This is a genomic window from Mesorhizobium sp. M4A.F.Ca.ET.020.02.1.1, from assembly GCF_004022645.1.
Classification (GTDB): Bacteria; Pseudomonadota; Alphaproteobacteria; order Rhizobiales; family Rhizobiaceae; genus Mesorhizobium.
In genome coordinates this window covers 1-1,562 of the sequence record NZ_RZOI01001041.1, presented here as the reverse complement: position 1 = coordinate 1,562, position 1,562 = coordinate 1, and the positions used below count along the sequence as shown (strand labels likewise).

The 1,562-nt window shown below is 68.8% G+C and carries 2 protein-coding genes; both read left to right on the top strand.

Going from position 1 to position 1,562, the window contains the following annotated elements; all coding sequences use genetic code 11:
• On the top strand, positions 1–1,427 hold a 1,427-nt coding region (locus EN742_RS34565; RefSeq protein ID WP_189375726.1), incomplete at its 5' end, for an acyl--CoA ligase.
• Positions 1,427–1,562: 2-dehydropantoate 2-reductase N-terminal domain-containing protein (locus EN742_RS34560; RefSeq protein WP_281035042.1), on the top strand; the 136-nt coding region annotated here is incomplete at its 3' end. The genes EN742_RS34565 and EN742_RS34560, both read left to right, overlap by 1 nt.

Here is a 1,562-nt window from a genome sequence, read left to right as displayed (position 1 = left end):
GCGGTTTGCGCCGGCTGATCCGCGAGACGGTCGCGAAGATGAATGCGCTAGGCCTCGGCCGTGGCGACCGTGTGGCGATCGTGCTGCCTAACGGGCCGGAGATGGCGACCGCCTTCCTCGCCGTGGCGGCGGCGGCCTCGACTGCTCCGCTCAATCCGGCCTACCGGGCCGACGAGCTCGATTTCTATCTCTCCGACATCGGCGCCAGGGCGATCCTGGTTGCCAGGGATGAGCAGGGACCGGCGGTCGAGGTTGCCGAGCGTCTCGGCATCCGTGTGCTGCGGTTGCTGGTCGCGGACGACGCGCCGGCCGGCAGCTTCACCATCGCGGGCGATCCAGTCGGTCCGCCCGCCGCGCCCGGATTGGCTGCGGACGGCGACATCGCGCTGCTTCTCCACACCTCCGGCACCACCTCGCGGCCGAAGCTGGTGCCATTAAGCCACGCCAACCTTGCCGCCTCGGCCGAGCATATCGGCGCCACGCTCGGCCTGACATCGGCCGACCGCTGTCTCAACATCATGCCGCTGTTCCACATCCATGGGCTGATCGCCGCGGTGCTGTCCTCGCTCGCCGCCGGTGGCAGCGTCTACTGCACGCCGGGCTTCAATGCGCTGCGCTTCTTCCACTGGCTGGGCGAGGCAAAGCCGAGCTGGTACACGGCGGTGCCGACCATGCACCAGGCGATCCTGCCGCGCGCGGCGCGCAACGCGGATACTCTCGCGGCGACACCATTGCGTTTCATCCGTTCGTCCTCGGCGTCCTTGCCGGCGCAGGTGATGGCCGAACTGGAGGCGACCTTCGGCTGCCCGGTGATCGAATCCTACGGCATGACCGAAGCCGCGCACCAGATGGCCTCCAACCGGCTGCCGCCCGGCCAGCGTAAGCCGGGCAGCGTCGGCGCCGGAGCCGGGCCAGACGTGGCGGTCATGGCGCCGGACGGGCAGTTGCTGAAACCGGGCCAGACCGGCGAGATCGTCATTCGCGGACCCAATGTGACGGCCGGCTACGAGAAGAACCCCGACGCCAATGCGAGTGCTTTCGCCCATGGCTGGTTCCACACCGGCGATCAGGGTGTGCTCGACGAGGATGGCTATCTGCGCGTTACCGGCCGGCTGAAGGAGATCATCAACCGCGGCGGCGAGAAGATCTCGCCGCTGGAAGTCGACGGCGTGCTGATGGATCACCCGGCGGTTGCGCAGGTCGTCACCTTCGCCATGCCGCACGACAAGCTGGGCGAGGAGGTGGCCGCGGCGATCGTGCTGCGCGAGGGGCAGAGCGCCAGCGAGTCCGACATTCGCGGCTTTGCCGCGGCGCGCCTCGCCGATTTCAAGGTGCCGCGCAAGGTGGTGATCCTCGACGAGATCCCCAAGGGCGCGACCGGCAAATTGCAGCGCATCGGTCTCGCGGCAAAACTCGGACTCGGCTAATGCGCGTCACCGTTTTCGGCGCCGGCGCCATCGGCGGCTATCTCGCCGCCAAGCTGGCGGCCGCTGGCACGGTCGATCTGTCGGTCGTGGCGCGCGGCGCGCATCTCGAGGCGATCAAGGCCGATGGCCTCAGGC